This is a genomic window from Streptomyces sp. NPDC048506, from assembly GCF_040651315.1.
Taxonomy (GTDB): domain Bacteria; phylum Actinomycetota; class Actinomycetes; order Streptomycetales; family Streptomycetaceae; genus Streptomyces.
In genome coordinates, this window is the sequence record NZ_JBEZIX010000002.1 from 211,674 (window position 1) to 230,023 (window position 18,350).

Sequence of the window (18,350 nt, forward strand, 5' to 3'; positions counted from 1 at the left end):
TGCCCCTTCTTGTCGCCGTCGCCCGCCACCACCCCGGCAGGAACCGCTTCGCGCCGCCTCTTCTTGTCGCCGTCGCCCGCCACCACCCTTCGAAGGAATGGGCCGCGCCCATGAGTACTGTCTCGCTCGACCACGTCTCCCGCTGGTTCGGCAACGTCGTCGCCGTCAACGACATCACGATGACCATCGGCCCCGGCGTCACGGGGCTGCTCGGCCCCAACGGCGCCGGCAAGTCCACCCTGATCAACATGATGGGCGGCTTCCTCGCCCCCTCCAACGGATCGGTCACCCTCGACGCGACGACGATCTGGCGCAACGCCGGCATCTACCGTCACATCGGCATCGTCCCCGAGCGCGAAGCGATGTACGACTTCCTCACCGGGCGCGAATTCGTGGTGGCCAACGCCGAGTTGCACGGCCTCGGCCGGAAGGAGGCGGCCCGGGCGCTGGCCACCGTCGAGATGGCGTACGCCCAGGACCGCAAGATCTCGACGTACAGCAAGGGCATGCGGCAGCGGGTGAAGATGGCCTCCGCACTGGTCCACGACCCGTCCGTGCTGCTGCTCGACGAGCCCTTCAACGGCATGGACCCGCGCCAGCGGATGCAACTGATGGAGCTGCTGCGGCAGATGGGCGACCAGGGCCGCACGGTCCTGTTCTCCTCGCACATCCTTGAGGAGGTCGAGCAACTCGCCTCGCACATCGAGGTGGTGGTCGCCGGCCGGCACGCCGCGTCCGGCGACTTCCGCAAGATCCGCCGGCTGATGACCGACCGCCCGCACCGCTACCTCGTCCGGTCCGACAACGACCGGGCGTTGGCCGGTGCGCTGATCGCCGACCCCTCGACGTCCGGCATCGAGGTCGACCTGGTCGAGGGCGCGCTGCGCATCCAGGCGGTCGACTTCGGCCGCTTCACCGAACTCCTGCCGCGAGTCGCCCGCGACCACGGCATCCGCCTGCTGACGGTCTCGCCCTCCGATGAATCGCTGGAATCCGTCTTCTCCTACCTCGTCGCGGCCTGAGGCCTGAAAGGAGCCCTGACGCATGTCCACGACCACTCCGACGGCCCCGCCGGCGTCCTCCGCCGCCCCCAAGGCCGCCCTGTTCCACCCGACCGTCGCCCGGCTCACCTACCGCGCCCTGCTCGGCCGGCGGCGGGCCCTGATCCTCTTCGTGCTGCCGGCCCTCCTGGTGGTCCTCGCGGTGGCCGTCCGTGCGCTGGCCGGCGCCGACGACTCCACCGCCGGCGGCATCCTGGGCGGCTTCGCGCTCGGCACGATGGTCCCGCTGATCGGCGTCATCGCCGGTACGGGCGCGATCGGACCGGAGATCGACGACGGCTCGGTGGTCTACCTGCTGGCCAAGCCGGTCTCCCGGCCGACGATCATCCTCACCAAGCTGGTGGTGGCGATAGGCGTCACGGTCGCCTTCTCGGCCGTCCCCGTCCTGCTCGCCGGCTACCTCCTCAACGGCAACAGCCAGCAGATCGCGGTGGGCTACGCCGTCGCGGCGGCGGTCGCCTCGGTCGCCTACAGCGCGCTCTTCCTGCTCTTCGGCACGATCACCCGGCACGCCGTGGTCTTCGGTCTGGTCTACGCCCTGGTCTGGGAGGCGCTCGTCGGGAACCTCATCCCCGGTGCGCGCACCCTCAGCATCCAGCAGTGGGCGCTCGCCCTCGGCCAGCGGGCCGCCGCGGACGGCGCGATCACCTCCGAAGTCCACATGCCGCTCGCCATCTGCCTGTTGGTCGCCCTCACGGTCGGCGCGACCTGGTACGCCAGCCGGCGCCTCAAGGCCCTCACCCTCGCCGGCGAGGAGTAGCAGCACACATCGCGGCAGGGGCGGCACGCCCGGGGGGACGGGCCCCAGGACCGTCCGCCCTAGGCTCCCGCCCCGCCGCCCTTCTGCCGGTCGTTGAACTCCTGCACGTTCCGCAGGTGTTCCCGGTAGTCGGCGGTGAAGCGGGTGTCGCCCGGCTTGACGGTGACGAAGTAGAGCCAGTCGCCGGCGGGCGGCGCCCCTGCCGCCTTCAGCGCGTCCGCCCCCGGGTTGTCGATCGGGGTGGGCGGCAGGCCCTGGTACCTGTAGGTGTTGTACGGGCTCTTGGTACGGGTGTCGGCGTGGCTGGTGTTCAGGGTGCTGCGGCCCAGCGCGTAGTTGATCGTCGAGTCCATCTGCAACGGCATGTGCCGGGCCAGCCGGTTCTCGACGACCCGCGCGACCTTGCCCATATCGGCCGGCCGGTCCGCCTCGGCCTGCACGATGCTGGCGATCACCACCGTCCGGTAGGAGGTGATGCGGTCGTCGGCGAGCCGCTGGTCGGCGGTCTTGACCATGTACGAGAGCAGCGAGGCCGGGGTGGCGTCCGGGTCGATCGGATACGTCGCCGGGAAGAGGTAGCCCTCCGGATTGCCCTTGGCCTCGGCCGGCAGCGGAAGGTGCGCGGCCTTGGCGGCCTTCGCGGTGGAGCCGGCGGGCAGGTGCAGGGCCCGGTCCGTGGCGGCGTAGACCTGGGCGGCCCGCTGCCCTTCCGGGAGGGTCAGCTTCGCCCGCTCCGGCCCGCGCAGCAGCCGCGGCAGGACCAGCACGGCGAGGACGACGAGGGCGGCCAGCACGGCAACGAGAACGAGCCGGCCGGGGGTGAGCCGCGGTCCTGGCCGGCGAACGGTGCGCTGAACATCGCTCATGGGGGCACGGTAGGCCACGACCCGGTGGCCGAGGGGCGGCCACCCCCGGATCGTTGCCGACGACGGAGATCGTTCACCCCCTCGTCACGGCGTCCACATCCGCACCGGGGCCGTTCCTGGTCACGGCGCCGATGGTCGATGCCCGCCGATGGTCGATCTCCGCACCGGGGATGTTCCCGGTGCCACGACGTCCACGATCTGCCGCGGGCCCGCCGTTCGCTCCGTGGGAGTTCGACCCGTGGCAGTTCGCCCCGTGGGAGTTCGTCCCGTGGGACGCACCGGCGGGCCCGCCGGTGCGTCCGTACGGCGGTTACAGCCCGATGTCCCGCTCCTGAATGTCCGCCAGGGACTCCCGGCGCACCAGCAGCCGGGCGTGGCCGCCGGTGACCGCGACCACCGGCGGCCGGCCGACGAGGTTGTAACCGGACGCCATGGAGAGGTGGTACGCGCCCGCGACCGGCACGGCCAACAGGTCACCGGGACGGATGTCGCCGGGGAGCTGCACGTCGGTGGCGAGCACGTCGCCGGCCTCGCAGTGCCGCCCGACGACGGTGACCGGCTCCGGCGCGGCGACCGACAGCCGGCCGACCAGCCGCGGCGCGTAGCGCACCCCGTACAGCGCCGGCCGCGGGTTGTCGCTCATCCCGCCGTCCACGGCCACGAACATGTGCGCTCCGGTCCGTTTGACGGCCAGCACCCGGTAGAGGACGACCCCGGCCGGGCCGGCGATGGCGCGGCCCGGTTCGACCGCGAGCCGCGGCACCGGCAGACCGGCCGCCGCACAGCTGCCCGCGAGCTCCGCGCGGATCTTGCCGCCGAGGGCGGCGACGTCGAGCGCGGACTCGCCGGGGCGGTAGGCGACGCCGTGACCGCCGCCGAGATCCAGTTCCGGCAGTGTGACGCCGTGCTGCTCGCGGATCCGGGCCAGCAGGCCGACCAGCCGCCGCACCGCCGACAGATACGGCTTGACGGTGGTGATCTGCGAGCCCAAGTGGCAGTGCAGGCCGACCAGTTCGAGGCGCGGTTGGCTGAGCACCCGGGTGATGGCGTGCTGCGCGGAACCATCGGCGATGGACAGCCCGAACTTCTGGTCGTCGGTCCCGGTACGGATCTTGGCATGGCCACCGGCGGCGATCCCCGGCACGACCCTGATCAACACCTTCTGCCGAGTGCCCGCCGGGACCGCGGCGGCCAGTCGCGCTATCTCCGAGGTGGAGTCGATGACGATCCGCCCGACGCCGAGCCGGAGCGCGGCCTGGAGGTCCGCCGGGCTCTTGGCGTTGCCGTGCAGCACCATCCGCTCGGGCGGGAATCCGGTGGTGACGGCCAGCTCCAGCTCACCGGCGGAGCAGACGTCCAGGCCGAGGCCCTCCTCCTGAACCCAGTGGACCATCGCGCGGCACAGGAACGCCTTGGCCGCGTAGTAGACGTCGGTGTCGGGGAAGGCCCGCAGGTAGGCGCGGCAGCGGCGGCGCACCTCGTCCTCGTCCAGGACGTAGGCGGGGGTGCCGAAGCGGTCGGCCAGCTCGGTGAGCGGGACGCCGCCCACGGCCACCTCGCCGTGCGGGAGGGGTGCGGCGGAGGCCGGCCAGACGGACCCACCGGCGGGCCGCGGCGGCGGCGCCACGGCGGTGGCCGGCGGCGGGGTCGCGGCCTCCTGGGCGGTCCGGGGCAGAGTGCTGTGGCTCATGGTCGTCGCCCTTCCTCAGACGGCCCGAAGGTAGTGGTGCACACGGGGCGTACGGGCCGCAGCGGAAACCTCGGGGGCGAGCCGCGGGTCGACGGTCAGCGCGGTCGCCCCGACCGGCTCGGCCAGCGCCCGGAGCGCGGGCTCGGAGAGCCTGACCCAGGGCTGGCCACCGCCGAGGGCCGCGGTGAGCCGCTGGGCCGAGGTGAAGCCGACGGCGGTACGGCCGCCCAGCGGAGTGCGGAACAGGCGGGCCGTACAGCCCGCAGGGCCCGACCGGACGGGGACGAACAGGGGCCCGGTCGGGACACGATCAGAAGGCTCGGGATCTTCCGCGTAGAGGTGGTGGGACACGGCGTTGCTCCTCGAACAGGACATCGGCGGCCCCGGACCGGTGGATGACGCATGTGCCGGGGCTCGGCTCTGCCGACGCTATGCCCGGGGAACGGGGCCCTCCGCCAGTCGCTGACGCGTCATTGACGGGTTGTGGACAGTACTTGACGCGTTCGCTGCGCTTTGGCTGGCTTCCCACGCTTTGGCTCTCCCGCCGTGGCCTGGCGGCCGGTGTTCTCCCCAGGTTTTCGGCATCGGGTGCGGTGCCGCTCCTGCGGACTTCGTCCTGTGGCGCGGCCCCTCCCGTGAGTGGGGGAAAAGAACCCGTGGGGGTGATCGTGGTGCGTTCACTGCGCGTGCCCGAGGGCTTACGCGCCCCCCCCCGCTCACGGGACGGGCCGCACGGCTACACGCCGGCCGGGGCGCCCGATCGAGTCGGTGCGGGGGCGGAGCCGGCTCCCGGGCCCGTCGTACCGCGCCGTACGACGGCCAGCACCAGCACCCCCGCCGCCAGCGCCACCAGCCCCGAGATCAGCATGATGTCCGTCAGCCCGGACACATACGCTGCGCCGACGGCCCGGCGCGAGGCGGCCGACGGTGTGCCGTGCAGGGCGTCGGCGAAGACCGTGCCGAGGACCGCGATGCCCAGGGCGTAGCCGAGCTGGCGGAAGGTGTTCACCGCGCCGCTCGCCATACCGGCCCGCTGCGGGGGCGCCGCGCCCAGCGAAGCCGAGACCAGCACCGGCATCGCCGTCCCGATGCCGAGCCCGCTCACCGTGAGCCCGGGGACCAGCGTCGCCCAGCCCGAGCCCTCGCCGAGCAGCGCGAACGGCAGCAGGGCACCGACGCCGACCAGCAACAGTCCGACGCCGATGGGGAGTTGGGGAGCCAGCTGCTGGAGCTTCCGGCCGCCCAGCGCACCGACCAGCAGGGACGTCAGCGCCATCGGCGTCACCGCGAGGCCGCCCTGTACGGGGCTCAGCCCCAGCACGTTCTGCACCCACAGACCCACGAAGGTCAGGTACGGGAACGCCGCGGCCTGCAAGAGCAGCGCCGCCGCCATCAGCGCCGCGAACGAGGGGCGGCGGAGCAGCCCCAGGTCGAGCAGGGGCCGGCGGACCCGCCGTTCGACGACGACGAACACCAGGAGCGCCAGGACCGCGCCCCCCAGTGCGGCCAGCGTCCCGGCCTCCGTCCAGCCCCGCTCGCCGCCGCGCATCAGCCCGTACGTCAGCGCGCCCGCGCACACCGTGAAGGCCGCGGCGCCCGGCCAGTCGATGCGTGACAGGGGGCTCCCCCCGACCGAGTTCGTTCGGGCGTGGGGGAGGTCGCCGTACGACTCGGGGACCCGGCGCAGGGTGATCCACACCGCCACGGCGGTCAGCGGCAGATTGACCAGGAAGATCGCCCGCCAGTCCACGTACTCGGTGAGCAGGCCGCCCAGCACCGGGCCGATCGCCGCCGCGGCGCCGCTGGTTCCGCCCCAGACGCCGAACGCCACACCACGGTCCCGGCCCTGGTAAGCGGCCATCAACAGCGGGGTGTTGGTGGCGAACATCGCCGCCGCGCCCGCGCCCTGGACGGCCCGGGCCGCGACCAGGACGCCGGCGTCCGGGGCGAGCCCGCAGGCCAGCGAGGCGAGCGCGAACAGCGCCAGCCCGGCCACGTACAGCCGGCGCCGCCCGAAGAGGTCGGCCGCCGAACCCGCGACCATCAGCAGCGCGGCCAGCGCCAGCGCATAGACGTCCATCACCCACTGGAGCGCGGTGAAGGAGGCGCCCAAGCCGTCGGCTATCCGGGGCAGCGCGCTGTTCACGATGGTCACGTCGACCAGCAGCAGGAAGTTGCCGAGGGTGATCGCGACCAGCGGCCACCACCTGCCCGGTCCGGCGGGCGCGCCCCGCCCGTTCTGGTTGCTGTGCATGACGGGTCGTCCTCCGTTGTGGTGGTGCGGATCGCTCACTGCGCCCGCCACACGGTGCGAAAGGGCGGGTGCCGTGGTGACGGCCGCCGTGTGGGGGACGGGTACACGGTCCGTTCCGGGGGCGGCCGAGTCCCAGTCAGTTCGGTGCCGGCGGCGCAATCCGACGCGCGCTAGCCTCTAACGGTGAAAACCGACGGGAAGACCGTCCCGAGCGGCGACGGCTTCGACGCCCTCGACCGCCGGATCGCCCAGGCGCTGCAACTCGACGGCCGCGCGCCGTTCAGCCGGATCGCGGCCGTGCTCGACGTCTCCGACCAGACCGTTGCCCGGCGCTACCGCCGGCTGCGTACCACCGGCGCGCTGAGGGTACTGGGGCTGGCCGACGCGCGGGCGCTGGGCGAGGTCGAATGGTTCGTACGGGTCCAGTGCACGCCGGAGTCCGCGGTGACCGTCGCCGAGGCGCTGGCGCGGCGCCCGGACACCTCCTGGGTCAGCCTGATGTCCGGCGGCACCGAGATCGCCGCGGTCTGCCGCGCGGCGAACAGCGAGCACAGCGACGCACTGCTGCTCCAGAAGCTGCCGCGCACCCCCAGCGTCGTCGGCGTCACCGCGCACTGCCTGCTGCACGAGTTCTACGGCGGTGCGCAGAGCATCCTCAGCAAGTCCGGTGCCCTGACCGACGAGGAGACCGCCCTACTGCGCCCCGCACTCCCGGAACGGGACCCTTCGGCGGCCCCGGCGACGCTCGGCGACGCCGACCGCCGGCTCTTCGAGGTGCTGGCCCGTGACGGCCGTGCGCCGCTGGCCGAACTGGCCGCCGTCACCGGCTGGTCGGCCACCACCGTCCGCCGCCGGCTCGCCGAGCTGCGCGCGGCCGGCGTCCTGTACTACGACGTCGACTACGACCTGCGGCACTTCGGGTACGGCACGATGGTCGCGCTGTGGCTGTCCGTCGCGCCCGCCGAACTCGCCGCCACCGGCGAGGCGTTGGCCGCGCACCCGGAGGTCGCCTTCGCCGGAGCCACCACCGGTGCGAACAACCTCTTCGCGTCCGTGCTGTGCCGGGACGTCGGCGCGCTCTACACCTATCTGACGACCCGGGTCGCGGCGCTGCCCGGCGTCCGGACGATGGAGAGCGCGCCCCGCATCCGCCAGATCAAGGGGCCGGGGCCGATCGCGGCCATGCCTCCCGGTGCCCCGGGGAGGCGCCGGTGAGCGCGCGACTGCGGCCGCTGATGGAGCCACCGCGGGACGGCCGGCCGTGGCGGTCCGGCGGCAACCCGCTGGGCTGGGTGAGGAACTGGGTGCGCTCGACGCCGGGCACCCACATCTGGTTGTTGATCATCGGCGTCACCAGCCTCGTCATCGCCTCGGCCTCCGAGGGGCTGGAGCAGTTCCTCGTCCACCGCACCAGCAGCAACATCCACGAGCTGAACGAGCATCCGCTGCCCTCGCTCCTGATCAGCGGCTTCTGGATCGAACGGCCGGGGTCGTTCCTGCTCTACGTGGTGATGTTCGAGCTGGTGCACGCCAACGTCGAGCGCTGGATCGGGACCTGGCGATGGCTGCTGACCGTCGGCGGTGCGCATGTCGCCGCCACCCTGGCCAGCCAGGAGCTCGTCCTGCTGGCCATCGAGGGCCACCAGCTGCCGCGTTCGATGACGCACGTCGTCGACATCGGCGTCTCCTACGGGCTGGCGGCCGCCGCCGGGCTGTTGACCTACCGCCTGCGGCCGCCCTGGTGCTACGTCTATCTGGTCGGGCTGCTGGTCTTCTTCGGCATTCCGCTGACGACCGGTGCGACCTTCACCGACTTCGGCCATGCCATCGCGCTGACCATGGGCTTCGCGGCCTGGCCGCTGACTCCGGCGGCGGCGCTCAGCGCCGCGGACGACCGGGAGGGGGCCAAGGACGCGGGCGCGGAGCAGGCCCGGCCTCCGGACCGCGCGGCGGACCAGGGGCCGGACCACGCGGTGGACCAGGGGCCGGACCGCGGGCCGGAGCAGGAGCCGGACCGCGGGGCGGACGGCGGTCAGCTGCCGTAGAGCCGTTCCAGTACGAGCGCGATCCCGTCGTCCTCGGAGGAGGCGGTGATCTCGTCCGCGACGGCCTTCAGCTCGTCGTGGGCGTTGGCCATGGCCACGCCGTGCGCGGCCCAGGCGAACATCGGGATGTCGTTGGGCATATCGCCGAAGGCCAGGGTCTCCTTGGCGGTGATGCCCAGACGGCGGGCGGCCAGCGACAGCCCCGTCGCCTTCGTCAGGCCCAGCGGCAGCAGCTCGACGATGCCCTCGCCGGCCACCGTCACGCCCACCAGATCGCCGGCGACCTGGCGCGCGGCGGCCGCCAGCGCATCGTCGTCCAGCCTCGGGTGTTGGAGGTAGACCTTGTTGAGCGGGGCCGCCCACAGGTGGCTGGGGTCGTCGATCATGATGTTCGGCAGCGGGCCCTCCTGGACGCGGTAGCCGGGGCCGACCAGCACCTCGCCGTCCAGGCCGTCCCGGCTGGCCGCGAGGAACAGCGGGCCGACCTCCGCCTCGATCTTGGACAGGGCGAGGCCGGCCAGCTGGCGGTCGAGCGTGACCGACGTCAGCAGGCGGTGCTCACCGGCGTGGTAGACCTGCCCGCCCTGGCCGCACACCGCGAGCCCCCGGTAGTCCAGGGCGTCGAGGATGTGTCGGGTCCAGGGCACCCCCCGGCCGGTGACGACGATGTGCGCCGCGCCCGCCGCGGTGGCCGCGGCGAGCGCCTGACGCGTGCGCTCGGAGACGGACTCGTCCGCGCGCAGCAGCGTGCCGTCGAGATCCGTCGCGATGAGTCGGTACGGCAGCGGCGGGACGGCCGCCGGAGCAGACGGGCTCACTTGGCGACGGGCTCCAGGATCTCCCGGCCGCCCAGGTACGGGCGGAGCACCTCGGGGACGCGCACCGAGCCGTCCGCCTGCTGGTGGTTCTCGAAGAGCGCCACGATGGTCCGCGGGACGGCGCAGAGCGTGCCGTTGAGCGTCGCCAGCGGCTGGACCTTCGGCTTGCCGTCGACGGTCTCGCGCATCCGGACCGAGAGCCGGCGCGCCTGGAACTCGTCGCAGTTCGACGCCGAGGTCAGCTCGCGGTACTTGCCCTGGGTGGGGATCCACGCCTCGCAGTCGAACTTGCGGGAGGCCGAGGCACCGAGGTCACCGGTGGCGACGTCGATGACCTGGAACGGCAGCTCCAGGGAGGTCAGCCACTGCTTCTCCCAGTCCAGCAGTCGCTGGTGCTCGGCCTCGGCGTCGTCCGGCGCGACGTAGGAGAACATCTCCACCTTGTCGAACTGGTGGACCCGGAAGATGCCCCGGGTGTCCTTGCCGTACGTGCCGGCCTCGCGGCGGAAGCACGGGGAGAAGCCGGCGTAGCGCAGCGGCAGCTTGGCCGCGTCGACGATCTCGTCCATGTGGTACGCGGCGAGCGGGACCTCGGAGGTGCCGACCAGGTAGTAGTCGTCCTTCTCCAGGTGGTAGACGTTCTCGGCGGCCTGGCCGAGGAAGCCGGTGCCCTCCATGGCGCGCGGGCGGACCAGCGCGGGGGTCAGCATCGGCGTGAAGCCGGCCGCGGTGGCCTGGGCGATGGCGGCGTTGACGAGGGCGAGCTCCAGCAGCGCGCCGACGCCCGTCAGGTAGTAGAAGCGCGAGCCGGACACCTTGGCGCCGCGCTCGACGTCGATCGCGCCGAGCAGCTCGCCGATCTCCAGGTGGTCCTTGGGCGTGAAGCCCTCGGCGGCGAAGTCGCGGATCGTGCCGTGGGTCTCCAGGATCCGGAAGTCCTCCTCGCCGCCGACCGGTACGTCGGGGTGGACGAGGTTGCCCAGCTTCAGCAGCAGCTGCTGGGTCTCTTCCTTGGCCTCGTCCTGGGCGGCGTCGGCGGCCTTGACGGCGGCGGCCAGCTCGCCGGCCTTCTTCAGCAGCTCGGCCTTCTCGTCGCCGGTGGCCTTGGGGATGAGCTTGCCGAGCGCCTTCTGCTCGGCACGCAGCTCGTCGAAGCGGACGCTGGACGACCTGCGCCGCTCGTCGGCGGAGAGGAGTGCGTCGACGAGCGCGACGTCCTCTCCACGGGCGCGCTGGGACGCGCGCACACGGTCGGGGTCCTCACGGAGCAGGCGAAGGTCAATCACATCCACCAGGCTACCGGGGCCGCACCCCGCCCCTCGACGCGATATTCCCCGGCGCGACTTTTGTCCGCTTTGTGAGGTTCATTCCCTTAAGGCGCCGGCGGGCGAGAGGGGGGTGGGAGTGGGGGCGCGGAGGAAGTGTGGGGGAATTCGCGAAGTCCGCGGCGAGGCTTTCCCGATGCCCGAGATGAGGCTTTCGCGGCGCCCCCGGCGAGTGATCCACTATGTGGACGGCGGGAGTTGGGGGCCCGGTTTTCCCCGGGGATCTCTCAGTTGTCCACAGGCTCAGGGGGTTCTCGGATTCTTATCCACAGGCTGTGTGTGAGATCTGTGGAAGTCGGAGGTGATCATTCCGCTCCTGAAATGCTCGACTATGGATTCCCTGTCCAAACCCCGTTCACGCACTCTTTCGTGTGGGATTGCCTCGCCCTAAAGGATTCATCACGGGAATTGTGCTGACGGGGTCCACGGTGGGGCGCTGTGGAGGGGTGTGGAGCGATGTGGTGTCAGTAGGGCGATATGTCGACTCTGTCCGACTCCCATGTCGACTTACCCACAGGTCGAGAACCGTGCCTGTGGATAACTTTGTGGACAACCCACAGCCCTCCCCAAAGCCGCAGGTCGTTGCCCGACCCCGAAGCGCTGTGGCGGCTCAGGCCCGCCCGTCCAGGCAGCGCGTCAGCCAGTCCGACGCCTCGGTGAACGCCGAGTCGGTCATCTGCCGGCGCACCGTCGGCGTCGTCTCGTCCGCCCGCGGATACGAGCCGAGGAACCGCACATCGCGGCAGATCCGCTTGAGGCCCATCAGCACCTCGCTGACCCGGCGGTCGGTGATGTGCCCCTCGCAGTCCACCGAGAAGCAGTAGCGGCCGATGCCCTCGCCGGTCGGCCGGGACTCGATCCGCATCATGCTGACGCCGCGCACCGCGTACTCCTGGAGCAGTTCCAGCAGCGCACCGGGGTGGTCTTCGGCCAGCCACAGCACCACCGAGGTCTTGTCCGCACCGGTCGGCGCCGCGGGCCGGGCCGGGCGGCCCACCAGTACGAAGCGGGTGGCCGCGTTCTGCGCGTCGTGGATGTCGGTGACCAGCGGCGCCAGGCCGTATGTCGGCGCCGCGAACTCGCCCGCGAAGGCACCGTCGTAGCGGCCCTCCTGCACCAGCCGTGCGCCGTCGGCGTTCGAGGCCGCCGACTCCCATACGGCCTCCGGGAGTTGGGCCGCCAGCCACTTGCGCACCTGCGGCTGGGCAACCGGGTGCCCGGTCACCGTCTTGACGTCGTCGAGCGACGTACCGGGGCGCACCAGCAGCGCGAAGGCGATCGGCAGCAGCACCTCGCGGTAGATCATCAGCGGCTCGCCGGCGGCGAGTTCGTCGAGGGTGGTGGTCACCCCGCCCTCGACGGAGTTCTCGATCGGCACCAGGGCGGCCGCGGCCTCACCGGCGCGCACCGCATCCAGCGCGGCCGGCACCGACACCATCGGCACCAGCTCGCGGGTCGCCGCCTCGGGCAGGCTGCGCAGCGCGGCCTCGGTGAACGTGCCCGCGGGGCCGAGATACGTATAGCGGCTGGCCGACATCGTTGAGCACTCCCTCGCGTAACTGCGGGGGCACCCCGCCGATCTTCTCCCTGCCCTGCCACGATACCGAGCCGCCCCGGCACACGGCCGGCACACGGGAATACCGCCACCCCCGACCCCGTTGTGGCCCCGCAGGGGGGCCTCCCTTCCCCTACGGCATCCGTTCGACTCCCCCTTAGGGCCCCGCGACGCCCCTATAAGGCGCCGCCACCCCCGCCAGGCCCCAGGACGTCTACGCCTCAGGACGTCTACGTCCCTGGACGTCTACGTCCCCGGACGTCTACCCCTCCAGCAGCGGCTGACCGACGTAGCCGTCCGGTTCCGCGGCCGGCGGGACCGCGAACAGCCCGCTCGCCTCGTGCCGCAGGAACGCCGACAGCGCGTCCCCGCGGTCCAGCTTCCGCTGCACCTGGGTGAAGGCCCGCAGCGGGTCGGCCTGCCAGCAGACGAAGAGCAGTCCGGCGTCCGGGGCGCCGTCCTCGCGGAACCCGTCGTGGTAGGAGAACGGGCGGCGCAGCAGGGCCGCGCCCTGGTTCGACGCCGGCGCCGCGATCCGGGCGTGCGCGTTGGCCGGGATGACCGGCAGCCCGTCGGGGCCGGTGGCGTCCAGCCGCATCGGGGTGGTCTCGGAGCCTCCGGTCAGCGGCGCACCGTCGTCCTTGCGGCGCCCGATGACCCGCTCCTGCTCGTGCCGCGAACGCTTCTCCCAGTCGTCGAGCAGCATCCGGATGCGCCGTACGACGGCGTACGAGCCGCCCCGCATCCATGCCTGGTCGGCGTCCCGCCCCACGAAGATCCGCTGGTCGAAGTCGTCGTCCGACGGCTTGGGGTTGTTGGTGCCGTCGACCTGGCCCATCAGGTTGCGGGCCGTCATCGGGTGCGCGGTGGCGCCCGGCGTGCGGTTGAAGCCGTTCATCTGCCAGCGCAGCCGGGCGCTGCCGGCCGCGTCCTTCTGTAGCGCCCGCAGCGCGTGGAAGGCCACCAGCGCGTCATCGGCGCCGATCTGGATCCACAGGTCGCCGTTGCTGCGCCGGGGGTCCAGCGCGTCGGCGGAGAAGTCGGGCAGCGGGTCGAGCTCTACGGGGCGCCGCTTCTCCAGGCCCGTACGGTCGAAGAAGCTGTGGCCGAGGCCGAAGGTGACGGTCAACGAGGACGGGCCGGCGTCGAGCGCGACCCCGGTGTCGGCGTCCGGGGCGCGCCCGGCCATCAGCTCCTCGGCGGTCCGCGACCAGCGCCGCAGCAGCGTGGCGGCGGCCTTGCGGTCCGCGCCCGGCACCAGGTCGAAGGCGACGAGGTGCCCGTTCGCCTGAAGGGGAGTGGTGATCCCCGCCTGGTGCCCGCCGGGTGCCGGGCGGAACGGCACCTCGGTCGCGCCGACCGTGCTCAGCGCCTTGGGGGCGCCCTCGTCGGTGGCGGAGACGCCGATGGCGGCGCCGGCGCCGCCGACGACCAGCCCGGCCGCGCCCGCCGCGCCGACGGTGCCGAGCAGCCGGCGGCGGGAGAGCTCTATGGAGGTCTGCGGGCCGGACGCCGTGGGAGCGTCGGCCCGGGGGGCGGGGGCTTGCTCGGTTCGCTTGCTCATCAGCCGATCTTCACGTTCTTGATCTCGGTCACCTGGTCGATGTCGGAGGTCCGCACCAGCAGCGAGAGCTGCCACTGTCCGGGCACCGGCAGTTGGACGCCGCTCGCGCGCCAGTGTCCCCGGCTCACGTGCCGGGGGACGACCGTGAGCGGCCCGAGCTTCTTGGCCTTCTGGGTGAGGGACACCTTCACCTCGGGCACGTCCATCGCCTTGCCGGACGGGTCGGAGAGCCGCAGCCGCAGCTCGTTGGCGTTGCCGCTGCGCCCGGGGTCGAGGTCGAGGCGGGCGGTGCCCTTGCCGTGCGGGCCACCGGTGTCGAACGGGATGCTCAGCACCTGCGGCTGGTTGGCCGCGACGGACTGTCCGCCCGAGGCGGCCTTGACCGCCTCTTCGGTACGGGCCGGCTCGGTGGCGGTCAGCACCGTGGTCACCACCAACAGGACGACCGCGACCGATGCCTCGGCGAGGACGGACCGCCGCAGCCCCAGCCGCTCCGGGTCCGCATCGCGCAGCCGCTTGACGCGGGCGGTGCGCAACGCGGCCTGCTGACGGGCAAGTTGGGCGGCGCGGGTGGGGTCGGGGCGGTCGGCGCGGGTGGGGTCGGGGCGGTCGGCGTGGGGGGTGTCCGGGGCGTCCGGGGAGTCGGTGGCGGCAGCCGCGGCGGGGACGCCCACGGTGGCCTTCTCGGCCTCCTTCTCAACCTCCCCGTTCTCGGCCTCCTTCTCGGCCTCCTTCTCGACCTCCTTCTCGATCTCCCTCTCGATCTCCTTCTCCGGTGCCGGTGCCTCTCCCAGCCGCCTCGTCCACCGCCGCGACACCCAGGCGATGCCGACCAGGACCACGACCAGCCCCACCTTGAGCAGCAGCAGCTGTCCGTACGCGGTGTCGGTCAGCGCGCGCCAGCTGCCGACCTGCCGCCAGGACTGATAGACGCCGGTGGCGACCAGCACCACGACCGAGCCGAAGGCGAGCCGCGAGAACCGGCGTACCGCGGTCCGCTCGACCGGCGGCCCCCAGTACAGGGACACCAGCAACGCCGCCAGCCCACCCAGCCACGTGGCCACCGCGAGCAGGTGCAGCACGTCGACCGGCATGGCGACGGCCGGTTGCAGCCCGGTCGAGGCGTGTTCGGCCATCGCCCAGGTCGCGGCGAGGCCGGTGGCGACGATCAGCCCGCCGATGCCGAGCCCCAGGGTGAGGTCCTTGTGCCGCCGGGCCTGCTCGTCGGGGTCCACCGGAGTGCGGTCGTCCCCGTCGTCGTCCCCGTCGTCGTGCGCGTCGTCGCCCTCGTGGTCGCCCTCGTGGTCGTCCTCATGGACGCCCCCGTCGTCGTGCGCGTCGGATCCCTCGCCCTCGCCGTCGCCCTCGCCCGCCCCGTGACCGGCCTGCTGCACCCGCGCGTACGCGCCGAAGAGCACGGCCACGAACAGTGCGGCGGCGGCGAGCAGCAGCAGTCGCGAGACCAGCGCCGCCCCCGGCTTGGTGATCAGGACCTGCCGCAGCCCGCCGAGGTCGAAGACGTCGGCCAGCTCGCCGGACCCGGTGTACGGGGTGCGCAGCAGCAGCATCGCGACGGTGGTGGCGGTCAGCACCGCCCAGCCCTGCACGACCAGCCGCTGTACGGACCGTACGCGCGCCGCGGCCGGCCGGCAGGCCACCACGAAGGCGGAGCCGCCGGCCAGCAGCACGAATCCGGCGTAGGCCAGGTAGCGGGCGATGCCGTACAGCACGCCCACCAGACCGCCGCCGGCCTCCTGTTGGGGTAGCGGGGCGGCGGTCTTGGAGGGCGCCCCGATCGAGAAGGTGAAGGCGCCGGAGACCGGGTGGCTGTCGGCGGAGACCGCCTGCCAGGCGACGGTGTAGGTGCCGTCGCGCAGCCCCGGTGGCAGCCCCGTGCCGTACTTGACGGTGCTGCCGCTGCACAGGTTGCGCAGCTTGCCGCGGTCCACCCGCTTGCCCTTGGGATCCAGGACCCGGATGGAGTCGTCGCCCATCGCGACGCCTTCGGAGAAGGAGAGCGACACCTGCTCGGGCGCCCGGTCCAGCACCGAGCCCTGTGTCGGCGTGCTGCCGGTCAGCGCGGCGTGCGCCGAGGCCGGGGCGGCGGCGCCGAACAGCGCGCCGGCCAGCGCCACCACGACGACCAGAAGGCGCAGCACGGCGGACCGTCGGGGCCGAAGCCCGATGGTGACCATGTGATCGCTCCCCTCACTCCTGTAGGTGTCGGCACTCCGACGGGCATCGGCCGCGCCGGATACCCGCTATGCCCTCGTATGTCCCCGTGTGTTCCTGTGCGTCCTCGGCTACTTCTTCGGCTCGTAGTTGACGGCCTTGACCGGGACCTCGACCGTGATCGGCTTGGCGGTGGCGAAGTGCAGCTCGATGGTGACCTTGTCGCCCTCGACCGGCTTGTTCTTCAGGCCCATGAACATCAGGTGGTTGCCGCCGCGGGCGAGCCGGAGCTCGCCGTTCGCCGGTATCGCCAGCGAGTTGACCTGCTCCATCTTGGAGCCGTTCGTCGTGTGGATCGAGATGTCCTTGGACAGGCTGCTGGTGACCGAGGTGAGCTTGTCGGTGCCGCCGCCGCTGTTCTTGATCGTGAAGAACGCGCCGGCCATGTCCTGGGTGACCGGCTGCGGCATGTACGCGCCGGAGACCTTGAGGTGTGGGGCGGCGTCGGCGTCCCCGTTGCAGCCCGCGAGCGCGAGTCCGGCGGTGAGGGCGAGGGCGGCGGCGAGGGTGGTGCGGCGGTTCACGGGTTCTGTCCCTTGATGATCTTCGGAAGTGCGGTGGTGTAGTTGTCGGAGGTGGCCTCCTGCATGCCCATCCAGTGGATCTTGTCGTCCTTGGGGGAGCTCAGCAGGACCTGCGCGCCATGGGTCGAGACCACGTCGCCGTTCTTCTTCTTGACCGGCTTCTCGATGCCGATGTTGACGCTGCGCGCACCGGCCTGGATGGTGTCGAACTTCCCGGTCAGGCCGACGAAGTCCTTGTTGATGCCGGCCAGCCACTTCTTGAGGGCGGCCGGGGTGTCCCGCTCCGGGTCGGAGGTGACGAAGACGACCCGCAGGTCCTTCTGCTCGGCCGCCGGCAACTGCTTCACGGCGACCGCGATGTTGGCCATCGTCAGCGGGCAGACGTCCGGGCAGTTGGTGTAGCCGAAGTAGATCAGCGTCGGGTGGCCCTTGGTCTTCTCCAGCAGGTCGTACTTGGTGCCGCTGGTGTCCGTGAGGACCAGGTCGGGCTTCTCCATCGGGTTGTCGAGGGTGACGATCGGCTTGGCCGCGGTCCCTCCGGAGACCACGGCGGTGGGCTTGCTCTCGTCGCCGCCACAGGCGGTCAGGCTGAGGGCGGCGGCCGTCGCGAGGGCGGATGCGAGCAGGGTCCTTCTACGCATTGCAGATATATCCCATGTGTGCGGAAGTCCCGGTCGGGGGCCTTTCGGCGGGACGGGCGTCCCGTCGTCCGGCCCGCGTGCCGGGGGAGGGGGCCGGGCCGGCGCGGTCGGGCGCCGGCCCTGCGGTGGTCAGGCGCTGCGGCGCCGGCCGGCGAAGACGCCGAAGCCGATTCCGATGATGCCGACGACGATGCCGACGGCGCCCAGGACGCGCGCCGTGGTGTCACCGGTGGACGTCTCCGCGGCCGCGGTGGTCTTGGCGTCGCCCTTGTCGTCGGCGCCCGCGCCGGAGGCGCCGTGGTGGTCGCCCTCGGCCGCGGTGAGCTTGAGGACCGGCGCCGGGTTCTCCGGCTCCGGGGCGCCCTCCTTCGTCGGCTCGATCCAGCGCACGACGTCCTTGTTGCTGTACGTCTGGAGGGCCTTGAAGACGAGCTGGTCGGCGTCCTCGGGCAGCTGGCCGACGGAGAGCGGGAACTGCTGGAACTGGCCGGGCTCGACGCCCTTGTCCTCGGCGGTCCAGGTGATCTTCGAGGGCGCCTCGGTGATCTTCTCGCCCTCCATCTCGATCGGCTTGGGGAGCTTGGCCTTGGTGATCGAGACCTTCCAGCCCGGCACCGGCTGCGGCATGACCGACGCGAGCGGGTGGTCGGTCGGCAGGGTGACCTCGACCTTCACCGTCGAGGCGTCGTCCCGTTCGTTGGGCACCTTGAAGTTGACGGTCGCCCAGCCACCCTTGGGGGCCTCGCCGGGCTGCACGCTGACGTGGGCGAAGGCCGGGGCGGCGAGCAGCAGCACGCTGCCGGCCGCGATACCGCCCACGAGCGGCAGCCGCGACAGCACGGTGCGCGAGGTGGACTGGGACGACTTCTCCGACGACTTCGAGATCTTCGGCATCTGAAAACGCTCCACAGGAAGGAGTGGGGTACTGGTGAGCACCGATGACGGTGGGGGTGGCGTGCGTGCGGCGACGGCGCGCGAGCCCGTACCTGTCCTGTGGGAGCGTGCTTCGCGTGAC

16 protein-coding genes are annotated in these 18,350 nt (G+C 72.3%); 4 read left to right on the forward strand and 12 right to left on the reverse strand.

Features of this window, described 5'->3' with window-relative positions; genetic code table 11:
* Nucleotides 1–110 precede the first annotated feature (110 nt).
* Together AB0C96_RS02365 and AB0C96_RS02370 are read left to right on the forward strand one after the other, a co-directional pair.
* Nucleotides 111–1,022: an ABC transporter ATP-binding protein gene (locus AB0C96_RS02365; RefSeq protein WP_362912790.1), complete on the forward strand. Its 912-nt coding sequence runs from the start codon at nucleotides 111–113 to the stop codon at nucleotides 1,020–1,022.
* A 79-nt stretch (nucleotides 1,023–1,101) separates the two neighbouring features.
* The gene (locus AB0C96_RS02370) at nucleotides 1,102–1,821 is read left to right on the forward strand and encodes an ABC transporter permease subunit (protein ID WP_362912914.1); all 720 of its coding nucleotides are present in this window, start codon (nucleotides 1,102–1,104) and stop codon (nucleotides 1,819–1,821) included.
* Nucleotides 1,822–1,880: 59 nt separating this feature from the next.
* Here the strand turns inward: AB0C96_RS02370 and mltG are convergent, their stop codons facing one another.
* From mltG to AB0C96_RS02390, 4 genes are all read right to left on the reverse strand, one after another.
* Nucleotides 1,881–2,687, reverse strand: coding sequence for an endolytic transglycosylase MltG (gene mltG, locus AB0C96_RS02375; protein ID WP_362912792.1), 807 nt, complete (start codon nucleotides 2,685–2,687; stop codon nucleotides 1,881–1,883).
* A 310-nt stretch (nucleotides 2,688–2,997) separates the two neighbouring features.
* Nucleotides 2,998–4,377 (reverse strand): diaminopimelate decarboxylase, encoded by a 1,380-nt coding sequence (gene lysA / locus AB0C96_RS02380; protein WP_362912794.1) that lies wholly within the window; start codon nucleotides 4,375–4,377, stop codon nucleotides 2,998–3,000.
* Nucleotides 4,378–4,392: 15 nt separating this feature from the next.
* A complete protein-coding gene (locus AB0C96_RS02385) occupies nucleotides 4,393–4,728 on the reverse strand; it encodes an SAV_915 family protein (protein ID WP_362912796.1) in 336 nt (111 codons plus the stop codon).
* Nucleotides 4,729–5,113: 385 nt separating this feature from the next.
* Nucleotides 5,114–6,631 (reverse strand): MFS transporter, encoded by a 1,518-nt coding sequence (locus AB0C96_RS02390; protein ID WP_362912798.1) that lies wholly within the window; start codon nucleotides 6,629–6,631, stop codon nucleotides 5,114–5,116.
* Nucleotides 6,632–6,814: 183 nt separating this feature from the next.
* Here AB0C96_RS02390 and AB0C96_RS02395 point away from each other — a divergent pair, with 183 nt between their 5' ends.
* Complete coding sequence (locus AB0C96_RS02395; protein WP_362912800.1) at nucleotides 6,815–7,846, forward strand: Lrp/AsnC family transcriptional regulator; 1,032 nt, start codon at nucleotides 6,815–6,817, stop codon at nucleotides 7,844–7,846.
* Nucleotides 7,847–7,866: 20 nt separating this feature from the next.
* Entirely contained in the window at nucleotides 7,867–8,676 is an 810-nt protein-coding gene (locus tag AB0C96_RS02400) for a rhomboid-like protein (RefSeq protein ID WP_362912916.1), read from the forward strand.
* Here AB0C96_RS02400 and AB0C96_RS02405 read toward each other — a convergent pair.
* From AB0C96_RS02405 to AB0C96_RS02440, 8 genes are all read right to left on the reverse strand, one after another.
* Entirely contained in the window at nucleotides 8,664–9,494 is an 831-nt protein-coding gene (locus AB0C96_RS02405; protein WP_362912802.1) for an HAD family hydrolase, read from the reverse strand. The two genes, AB0C96_RS02400 and AB0C96_RS02405, sit on opposite strands and share 13 nt — an antisense overlap.
* The gene (gene serS / locus AB0C96_RS02410) at nucleotides 9,491–10,780 is read right to left on the reverse strand and encodes a serine--tRNA ligase (protein WP_362912804.1); all 1,290 of its coding nucleotides are present in this window, start codon (nucleotides 10,778–10,780) and stop codon (nucleotides 9,491–9,493) included. The genes AB0C96_RS02405 and serS overlap by 4 nt, the downstream gene beginning before the upstream one ends.
* A 649-nt stretch (nucleotides 10,781–11,429) precedes the next feature.
* Nucleotides 11,430–12,356 carry a prephenate dehydratase gene (gene pheA / locus AB0C96_RS02415; RefSeq protein WP_362912806.1) on the reverse strand — a complete coding sequence of 309 codons (927 nt, stop codon included), beginning with the start codon at nucleotides 12,354–12,356 and terminating at the stop codon, nucleotides 11,430–11,432.
* A 280-nt stretch (nucleotides 12,357–12,636) separates the two neighbouring features.
* A complete protein-coding gene (gene efeB, locus AB0C96_RS02420) occupies nucleotides 12,637–13,938 on the reverse strand; it encodes an iron uptake transporter deferrochelatase/peroxidase subunit (protein ID WP_362912808.1) in 1,302 nt (433 codons plus the stop codon).
* Entirely contained in the window at nucleotides 13,938–16,133 is a 2,196-nt protein-coding gene (locus AB0C96_RS02425) for a copper resistance protein CopC (RefSeq protein WP_362912810.1), read from the reverse strand. Before AB0C96_RS02425 ends, efeB begins: the two co-directional genes overlap by 1 nt.
* Before the next feature lie 108 nt (nucleotides 16,134–16,241).
* Complete coding sequence (locus AB0C96_RS02430) at nucleotides 16,242–16,694, reverse strand: copper chaperone PCu(A)C (protein WP_362912812.1); 453 nt, start codon at nucleotides 16,692–16,694, stop codon at nucleotides 16,242–16,244.
* Nucleotides 16,691–17,335 carry an SCO family protein gene (locus AB0C96_RS02435; RefSeq protein ID WP_362912814.1) on the reverse strand — a complete coding sequence of 215 codons (645 nt, stop codon included), beginning with the start codon at nucleotides 17,333–17,335 and terminating at the stop codon, nucleotides 16,691–16,693. Before AB0C96_RS02435 ends, AB0C96_RS02430 begins: the two co-directional genes overlap by 4 nt.
* A gap of 129 nt (nucleotides 17,336–17,464) precedes the next feature.
* A complete protein-coding gene (locus AB0C96_RS02440) occupies nucleotides 17,465–18,229 on the reverse strand; it encodes a YcnI family protein (protein WP_362912816.1) in 765 nt (254 codons plus the stop codon).
* Nucleotides 18,230–18,350 lie beyond the last annotated feature (121 nt).

What these genes read in the sequence shown, in the direction of transcription:
- AB0C96_RS02365 (WP_362912790.1), top strand. Translation starts at nt 111, where the DNA reads ATGAGTACTGTCTCGCTCGACCACGTCTCCCGCTGGTTCGGCAACGTC.
- mltG (WP_362912792.1), bottom strand. Translation starts at nt 2,687, where the DNA reads ATGAGCGATGTTCAGCGCACCGTTCGCCGGCCAGGACCGCGGCTCACC.
- lysA (WP_362912794.1), bottom strand. Translation starts at nt 4,377, where the DNA reads ATGAGCCACAGCACTCTGCCCCGGACCGCCCAGGAGGCCGCGACCCCG.
- AB0C96_RS02390 (WP_362912798.1), bottom strand. Translation starts at nt 6,631, where the DNA reads ATGCACAGCAACCAGAACGGGCGGGGCGCGCCCGCCGGACCGGGCAGG.
- AB0C96_RS02400 (WP_362912916.1), top strand. Translation starts at nt 7,867, where the DNA reads ATGGAGCCACCGCGGGACGGCCGGCCGTGGCGGTCCGGCGGCAACCCG.
- pheA (WP_362912806.1), bottom strand. Translation starts at nt 12,356, where the DNA reads ATGTCGGCCAGCCGCTATACGTATCTCGGCCCCGCGGGCACGTTCACC.
- efeB (WP_362912808.1), bottom strand. Translation starts at nt 13,938, where the DNA reads ATGAGCAAGCGAACCGAGCAAGCCCCCGCCCCCCGGGCCGACGCTCCC.
- AB0C96_RS02425 (WP_362912810.1), bottom strand. Translation starts at nt 16,133, where the DNA reads ATGGTCACCATCGGGCTTCGGCCCCGACGGTCCGCCGTGCTGCGCCTT.
- AB0C96_RS02435 (WP_362912814.1), bottom strand. Translation starts at nt 17,335, where the DNA reads ATGCGTAGAAGGACCCTGCTCGCATCCGCCCTCGCGACGGCCGCCGCC.
- AB0C96_RS02440 (WP_362912816.1), bottom strand. Translation starts at nt 18,229, where the DNA reads ATGCCGAAGATCTCGAAGTCGTCGGAGAAGTCGTCCCAGTCCACCTCG.